Genomic DNA, 8,429 nt, shown 5'->3' with positions numbered 1-8,429 from the left:
CTCTAAAAGCTCCTGCTGTTCAGGAGACCGGTTGTCTTTCTCTTTAAAAGAACCGGAGGTTTCATCCTGGTGGATCCTGGATTGTCAACACTAAATCACACAGCTTTTTTAAGGGACAGTTGCTTGTATTCATGAGAGCTCCTGCAGCCGCTTTCCATTTTCCTTTATTGTCCGCCTAAGTAAAGGGAAAAAGCCAGAGCAGCATTTCGGTTCCACCTATTGGAAAAATAGCTTTTTGGGCTCCTGCTGCAATATTCTGTATACCGGAAGACCCAATGGGCAGTAAATAATAAACATTCAATTGATTCCACATAAAGAGAAAAACCATGAGCACACCTATCAGAAAAAAGGACATCAGTACATGAAACCGAGCGATGACCCGAATATCCTCTTGAATCAAGTAGACTGTAATCGCTTAATAATGACTGCGAACACAAGAGATGGTGTATGAGGAAACGCCCAGTCTGCGGTAATCGAAAGAAAAACCGCTAAAATCTGGCTGGCGATCATGAAAAAAAAGAATATATAAAGCGCTATAATCAGCACACTGATCACACGTCCGACAATGAGCGGCAAAAATTCAGGCAATGTTTTACTAGGAAAGCGTAAAGCCAGCAGCCACATTACAACAATTACTATCTGCATAAAAAAACCCGCCAGCAGGATCGATAACCAGCCGTCTTTCCCCGCAGCTTGATGCACGTCGTATGGAAGAGAGAGAATTCCAACGCCAACATGTGTTTGCAGCTTGCTGTCACAGGACTGCTTTATTAATTTCCATCAATTGCGTCTTTTTAAATCTTTCCACCGCAACGGTAAGAAAAGAAAAGCCATCTTGCATAAATGGATCAAAAAATGATTTCCCGAATACAATGTCTTCATCCTGCTAAAATGAATTCACCCATTGCTCCTTTTTCAGTAGGATGAGGAAAATCCGGTACTTTATGCATAAAAAAAGAACCAGCTTATGCTAGTAGAACTGGCCTCTGTTTGCGAAACGGGGGTCAGTCCCTTCGTGCTCTTCTTGCTCCTTTTGTCTATTTAAACATTTAATCTCAATGGGGTATTACACTTCTTTTCCCTACATTCAATGTCCGTGACTTTAGGAAGTGTAGTTGGAACATTTCAACCTTTTTTTCGAGCATATATACAGAACCCCCATGTGTCTTCTTGAATAAGATAACCAGGAAATTGTACTTGGGAGATGATTTGCAATTGGATAACATGAACAACGTTCAACCTGATGACCTTTGTGAGAAATTCGCGGAAATTCTGGGGGCCACTCCTGCTGTCATTAATGGCGTTTGCACGGCAACAAGATCCCGTACAAATATTCACCCGGTTGTACTAGGCCGGAGAGCCGATTCTTTTATGTTTGTGCCTCAGGCATACTCTTTTGAAAACCTCGATCAAAACGGAAAAGCATTGTGTCTTGGTGAAACTGTCCTCCTGCAGGAGGAAGCAAACCGATTTATGGCGAAGCTGCGTGAAGAGGGGATTATTGTAACCGCCTTTCACAACCACTGGTTGTTTGAAAATCCGCGATTGATGTATATGCATTTCGAATCCCTGGAGGAACCTTTATCTTTTGCCAGAAAAGTAAGAAGAGCCCTTAACGTTTTAACTACCCGCAATATTGGACGCCCCCGGGGGAGACAAAGAATACCAAATAGACGGGGAGAAGAACTTTGTGAGGAGTTCAATCAAATTTTAGATGGCAGCATGCATACGTTTGAAGACGGGGCTTGTATTGTGATGAAATCTCGTACAAATATTATGCCTCGAGTTCTCGGAAGGCAGGGAACATCATTTTTATTGATTCCGCAGATGTTTGCCTTTGAATCGTTATCTTCAGATGGGAGAGCCCTTTGCAGTGGGGAAACGGTGATCCTGCAAGAAGAGCTTAACCCATTCATTAGTGAGCTTCTAGAACATGACATTATTGTAACCGGCTTTCATAATCATTGGTTGTTTGAGGATCCAAGGCTGATGTATATTCATTTTGAAAAAGTTGAAAAACCAATCCGATTTGCGGAAGATGTAAAGGATGCTTTAGAAGTGTTGACTACAAAGAAGGTATCCTCTGATACTATATAATGAAGACATACGATATAAAGTGTGAGAACATAAGGGGCTTTAGTAAAAGAAGGAAATACTCTCAGTACAATAGGGATTCATTTTTTTAAAGCATATGTTACACACGGTTAGCCACTTTTACTATGTATAATTCCTAATTTCCTGTATACAAATAACCCTGTCTTTGAAAGAGACAGGGTTACTTATGTTTGAGTGATGTAAATATAGGAATATGCCTATTTATTTAAATTTCATTTCCGCTTAGACAACACCCTGTACGATCATAGCATCCGCAACTTTGAGGAAACCAGCAATATTAGCACCAACCACAAGATTGTCTTCATAGCCAAATTCGGCAGCTGCCTCTTTTGCTTGTTTGTAGATGTTTTTCATAATGTCATGGAGTTTGGCATCCACTTCTTCAAATGACCAAGGCATCCGTGCGCTGTTTTGCGCCATTTCAAGAGCAGAAACGGCTACGCCGCCTGCATTGGCTGCTTTTGCCGGGGCAAAAAGAACACCATTTCTCAAGAAAATATCAATAGCTTCAAGGGTAGAAGGCATATTTGCCCCTTCGCCGACTGCTTTCACACCATTATCCACAAGCTGCTGTGCTGATTCTGCGCTAATTTCATTCTGCGTTGCGCAAGGAAGAGCAATTTTACAAGGAATCGTCCAAATACCTTCGCAGTCTTCTGTATAAACTGCAGTCGGATGGAATTTCACATATTCACTGATACGCTTGCGCTCTACTTCTTTCAACTGTTTTACAGTAGCGATATCAATACCATCTTCATCATAAATATAGCCGCCTGAATCTGAGCATGCGACAACGGTGGCACCCAGCTCTGTTGCTTTTTCCATAGCATAAATGGATACATTCCCCGAACCGGATACTACAACAGTACGCCCGTTAAATGTCTTTCCTTTATCACGAAGCATTTCATCAACAAAATAGACTGTCCCGTAGCCTGTTGCTTCCGTACGGGCAAGACTTCCACCATATGAAATACCTTTTCCCGTTAAAACACCGGCTTCATAGCTGCCACGAAGGCGTTTGTACTGGCCAAACATGTAACCGATTTCGCGTGCGCCGACACCTATGTCACCAGCTGGCACGTCAACGTCCGGTCCAATGTGGCGGTACAATTCCGTCATAAAGCTTTGCGTAAAGCGCATAACTTCATTGTCTGATTTTCCTTTAGGATCGAAATCAGATCCGCCTTTACCGCCGCCAATCGGCTGCCCGGTCAATGAGTTTTTAAAGATCTGCTCAAAGCCAAGGAATTTAATGATGCTGGCATTGACAGACGGATGGAAGCGAAGACCGCCTTTGTACGGACCAATTGCGCTGCTGAATTGAACACGGAATCCGCGGTTAACCTGTACATTGCCGTTGTCATCCGTCCAAGGCACACGGAAAGAAATAACGCGCTCCGGTTCTACCATACGTTCTAAAATATTGTGCTGTATGTATTTTGGATATTTTTCAAATACAGGCGTTAACGATTCAAAAATCTCTTGAACTGCCTGATGAAATTCGGTTTCGCCAGGATTGCGTTTTTTTACAATTTCATATACGCGGTCTATGTATTGTTTAGCTACTTGCTTTTCTTGTGTGGCAACATTCGTGTTTGTCATTTTCTCTATCTCCTTTGTACACAATAGACAAATTCAGGTATATTGTTATCATTATCTTCTGAAAAATTAATGTATTCAATGCCAAAAATAGATTATATACATACTAATTCGAGAACGATGTGTTTAAATTAGCGAAACTCGTATATTATTAATTTGTATGTCAGACAACAAGATTGTATGGTCTTCTTTGATTTAACCAGTGGGTGCCTTAATTAAATAACGAATAAAGCAGAGGAGTAAAGCTCCTCATTTTCTTTTGATAAATGTAAATGCTATTATTTATCAAAGCTTAATTTTTAAAAGTATAACAACTCAAATGTTCACTCAATAGTACGTCAATATAAATGTGCAATAATACTCTCAGACTTATCAGCCGGTAAATATCAAAAGACAATGGGGTTAAATTATGATTTTCTGCTCACGTAAAGATAAAAGAAAAGCAGCTGCCGATTGGGCGCTGCTTTTTCTAATTAAAATATGATTAATGACAGTTAATCCATTAAGAAGGCTGGTCATTAATGAATATCTCTCTTTTTAAAGCGTCCTCCACGAACTTCTGTAATATCTCCTACTGCTAAAAAAGCGTTTGGATCTAACTCTTCCACAATCCCTTTTAACTTAGCTTCTTCCAATCGTGTAATAATACAAAAAATCACCTTTTTATCATCACCTGTATAAGCCCCTTCACCATTAAGAAATGTTACTCCGCGCCCTAGACGCGCATTAACTGCATCTCCAATTTCTTGATAATGATCACTGATAATCCAAGCAGATTTTGATTCTTCCAGCCCGGCAACAACCGTATCAATTGTTTTAGATGCAATGACATACGCTAAAATCGAATACATAGCACGATCCCAGCTAAAAACAAATCCTGCTGCACTTAAAATAAACACGTTAAAGAACATCACAATTTCACCAACAGAAAAAGGCACTTTTTTATTAATTAAAATGGCAAGAATTTCCGTACCATCTAGCGCCCCGCCATAGCGGATAACAAGGCCAATTCCGCTGCCGAGTGCCATTCCTCCAAAGATCGTAGCAAGAAGAATATCATCTGTAAAAGCGGGAATGGGATGAAAATAAGCGGTAAAGATGGAGAGCATAAAGATCCCAAAAATAGTGGATAAGGCAAAGGTTTTACCGATTTGTTTGTATCCAATGTAGACGAACGGTAAGTTTAAAAGAAAGATAAAGAGTCCAAGGCTTACACCGGTAATGTGGGAAAGCATAATCGATATCCCCGTAATGCCTCCATCAATAACGTGGTTTGGAACTAAAAAGATCTCCAATCCTGTTGCCATTAATAAGGAGCCAACAGTGATGACAGCTCCCCTTTGAATAATCTCAAACAGTGAAGCCTTTTTGTGTTGAGTCTTTAGTTTTACTGATTCAGCCAATGTATTCCTCCCTTTCGTTAGATATTTATCTTAATAAGTCATACATTTTTGTTTGGAGTAGAAAAGTTTTGTTGGGAAGCTCCTGCAAAAATAGATATGACTAGCCGGATAACAAGCTTTAGCAAACTGATAATTAGATAAGTTGTACTGGAGTATACGAAAAATGTCACTGAGGAGATATGGGTAAGGAAAATCAGAAAAACCATCATTCAATTACCAGGGCACCTGATTAATCAAAACTCAAGAAAGTACCTACTCTAAGCCTCTTCTCATCTTAGGCGCTTCTTTCCTTATTATACTCTTTCACTTGCTTGGGAAGAAGGCAATAAAGTTAGTTAACTGTACATTCAAAATTGAGACAATTTTATTGTGCATAGATATTAATATATAAACACTAGCTGACCAAGTTCTTTTTCTGTTGTATTCGTCTGCATTATCTTTGTATTCATAAAGTTTCACTTGTCGTCATATGTATATAAAAATGAGATAAAAAGAAAAAGGAGAGACGATAATATGAGCTACTTGGAACAATTCGCAAGAAACAAAAGAAGAAAAGAGGCCTCAACTGTTTTGACTGCCCGCCTACCAGACAGCCTGTATAGTGACTTTAAGGAGCGTTGTGATGAGTTAGGCCTTTCTATTAGTGAGGCTATTTATCTCTTGGTAGAACGCGAAATAACCACTGATCAAAAAGCAGCGAAAGAGCCTGCAGCATACATAAGTGAACACATCCAGAAAGGTGAAGAAGCTGCTACAAATACAAAACCTATCATTAAACATACAGTTAAAATGAAGATGAATACAAGGCGATTCACCGTCAAACAATGGGAAGTTAATGGGGAGCTGCCGTGCCCGATCTGCAGTTCCTGGACCAATGCCAAAAACTTCTCAAGACACACAAAAAAGCACAGTACCAATACTCAAGCTATTTTTACAAATGAGGAGTATATTCAAAAAGCGAATGAGATGGTCGGCCAAAGAAAAGCAGAACAAAATATGTAGAATAAGATAGTAGAAGAATCGAGAATAGTCCAAGGGCCGTTCTCGATTCTTTTTTAGGTTTTATAAGAATGGTGTAGCAGCTGGCAACACAAAGTAAATCTTAGGTAACTTCTTACCTTTCACAAATATTTTGAAGTTAAACAGAATATATATGGGATACATAATTTTCAAGTATGTTTGTATAAAAGACGGAAGAAGCGGCTATCTTGATGAAAAGATCATCCAAATAAAAGGGGAGATAACCGATGAAAGTAAGACAAGATGCCTGGTCAGAAGAACATGATCTGCTGCTTGCCGAAACCGTATTACACCATGTGAGAGAGGGAAGTACCCAGCTCAAGGCATTTGAAGAAGTAGGAAATGCCCTTAATAGAACAGGAGCAGCATGTGGCTTCCGCTGGAATGCTGTGATCAGGCAGCAATACGAAAAAGCATTAGGTCTTGCTCGTAAACAGAGAAAACAACACTTCCGTAACCAGCAAAAGCAGGGGAGAGTTTCATTAGGGCTTCACGTTGTTGAGGAGAAACATCAACCAAGACAAAAAGCAATCGATAGCTTGAGTTCAGGTTCTCTAACTATTAAGGATGTTATTGGCTTTTTGGAGACCTTAAATGTCTCTGGGGAAGACTATGACCTTCTGCAAAGAGAGCTGGAGACGACCAAACGTGAAAAAGCGGAACTGGAACTGAAATTCGCACAGCTTGAAAAAAGCGCGTTGATCATGAAAAACGATTACGAAGAAATTGTGAAGATCATGGACCGGGCTAGACGAATGGTTGTCTTTAATGATGAAGAGGCTAATAAACCTATGCTACAACTTGAAAATGATAAGAACTTAGAAAAGATAGCAGAATAAAAGCACAGTGCATCCACGCTGTGCTTTTTATTTTGCAGCCTGATTTCAAGATACATTCCGATATCTATAATAATGGTAAAGAAGCTGCATGAACTGAAACAGTGTATAGCGGGTATATCAAAAATGAGCATGGATGAAACCGCGGGGATTTGAGCAAGTAGGCTGGATCTCCAAGCTGCCCTAAATCAGAATGATGATTTTTGCTATTGCAGGATAACCTAGAGCATCAGATACACATTATTGAGACTATCTATAATATGATAATACACGAGCGTAAGAAAGTGGTTCATGCTCGTTTTATACAAGAGAAGTGGAACTGATCAGATAGCAAAGACCTCGGGTAATTGTAATGGTAACTAATACTGAAATGCCAGGGCTTTGGTGAAAGTAGACTGAAGGACGTGAAAGACAATGAAATATGTATTCGTAATGAAAGGTGAGGAAATTGCCGGCACTTTACATGGTGCCGGGACCAGTTTTATAAAAATGACCAATATGCTTTTGTTTAAAGGATACGGAATTAAGTATGTGACGAAAGAAGAATTTCAGGAAGAAGAAGCACGGGAGATTTAAAGTTACTGGCTTGACCATGCAATGGTGCAAAGTATGCTATCAAGTATAAACATCATTACTCCTAATTGGTCAAATATAGTCAAACTTTGCGTAAAATACGATTGATACGCAAACTATGAACGTATGTTTCTGTTGTTAGATTGAGTACTATAGAAGCTCCAGATGAACAAATATTTCACGTTAAATCCCTTGATAAAAACCATATAGAAGCCGTTCTGAAAAAGAAATCCTTTGGGTTGACTAAGCCGGATCTGCTACGTTTACAGAGAACGCTGATTTAACGGACACTAGAACTGCCCATATATCTATTGAAGCGCATAGCAACCAGATTCACTAAAAAAATATGTATATAAGTATAGGTGGCTTACTATAATGATCTTAGAAAAAATCTAGGAGGGCTTCCCACTGGAACCTTATAATGAGTTATATAAAATTATTGTAGGCAATTTTGGCATAGACCCCAATAAAAAATTTGAAACAGACGGGTATTACCTCACGGTAGCTGATTACATGCAAGGTATTTCAGACCTCGGCGGCCATAGCAGAGCTCTGGCACTCCTAAAGATGTATGATCAATCAAATATTGAACTTTTTCTTAGAAAAGCTATCCGCCAGATCATCCGTAAAACTTTTATGGGTGATCAAAATTTCGTAAAGTATTACAAACCTATTATTAAAAAAGCCAGTTAAGCGGATTGCTGTCAAGCATCCGCTTTTTGTTATCAGGAGTGATTTTATGATAGTCCTGCATTTTTACATTACAGGCGATCATACAAGAAAGTTTTATAAAGAGTAATTTACGTCTGATAAGGAGCTTAATGAGTTCCTCACCAGCCAAGGAGATTCAATTGAAGTTTTTGAAATTGATATGGAAAAGTTT

8 protein-coding genes are annotated in these 8,429 nt (G+C 39.3%); 4 read left to right on the top strand and 4 right to left on the bottom strand.

Annotation, left to right across the window (positions count from 1 at the left end):
• Window positions 1-175: 175 nt before the first annotated feature.
• Entirely contained in the window at window positions 176-355 is a 180-nt protein-coding gene (locus RG959_RS25170; RefSeq protein WP_369335183.1) for a GerAB/ArcD/ProY family transporter, read from the bottom strand.
• 41 nt (window positions 356-396) lie between these two features.
• Window positions 397-747 (bottom strand): GerAB/ArcD/ProY family transporter, encoded by a 351-nt coding sequence (locus RG959_RS13560; protein WP_342797559.1) that lies wholly within the window; start codon window positions 745-747, stop codon window positions 397-399.
• A 477-nt stretch (window positions 748-1,224) separates the two neighbouring features.
• Between RG959_RS13560 and RG959_RS13555 the strand changes: the two genes are divergently transcribed.
• Window positions 1,225-2,097 (top strand): DUF1259 domain-containing protein, encoded by an 873-nt coding sequence (locus tag RG959_RS13555; RefSeq protein WP_342797558.1) that lies wholly within the window; start codon window positions 1,225-1,227, stop codon window positions 2,095-2,097.
• Between the two features lie 240 nt (window positions 2,098-2,337).
• On the opposite strand, the gene gdhA is transcribed toward RG959_RS13555, so the two are convergent.
• Window positions 2,338-3,717 carry an NADP-specific glutamate dehydrogenase gene (gdhA, locus tag RG959_RS13550; protein WP_342797552.1) on the bottom strand — a complete coding sequence of 460 codons (1,380 nt, stop codon included), beginning with the start codon at window positions 3,715-3,717 and terminating at the stop codon, window positions 2,338-2,340.
• 515 nt (window positions 3,718-4,232) lie between these two features.
• Window positions 4,233-5,072, bottom strand: a complete 840-nt coding sequence (locus RG959_RS13545; RefSeq protein WP_483298887.1) for a YitT family protein — start codon at window positions 5,070-5,072, stop codon at window positions 4,233-4,235.
• Between the two features lie 558 nt (window positions 5,073-5,630).
• On the opposite strand from RG959_RS13545, the gene RG959_RS13540 reads away from it, so the two are divergent.
• The 3 genes from RG959_RS13540 to RG959_RS13530 all read left to right on the top strand — a co-directional run bounded on the left by RG959_RS13540 (window position 5,631) and on the right by RG959_RS13530 (window position 7,549).
• Window positions 5,631-6,119, top strand: a complete 489-nt coding sequence (locus RG959_RS13540) for a hypothetical protein (RefSeq protein WP_342797550.1) — start codon at window positions 5,631-5,633, stop codon at window positions 6,117-6,119.
• A gap of 245 nt (window positions 6,120-6,364) precedes the next feature.
• A complete protein-coding gene (locus RG959_RS13535) occupies window positions 6,365-6,976 on the top strand; it encodes an RsfA family transcriptional regulator (RefSeq protein WP_342797549.1) in 612 nt (203 codons plus the stop codon).
• A gap of 411 nt (window positions 6,977-7,387) precedes the next feature.
• Window positions 7,388-7,549 (top strand): hypothetical protein, encoded by a 162-nt coding sequence (locus RG959_RS13530; protein ID WP_342797548.1) that lies wholly within the window; start codon window positions 7,388-7,390, stop codon window positions 7,547-7,549.
• Window positions 7,550-8,429: the final 880 nt, after the last annotated feature.

This window comes from Domibacillus sp. 8LH (genome assembly GCF_038806185.1).
Lineage (GTDB): Bacteria > Bacillota > Bacilli > Bacillales > Domibacillaceae > Domibacillus > Domibacillus indicus_A.
Note: the sequence above shows the minus strand (reverse complement) of the source record. Positions and strands in the feature narration are given on the sequence as shown.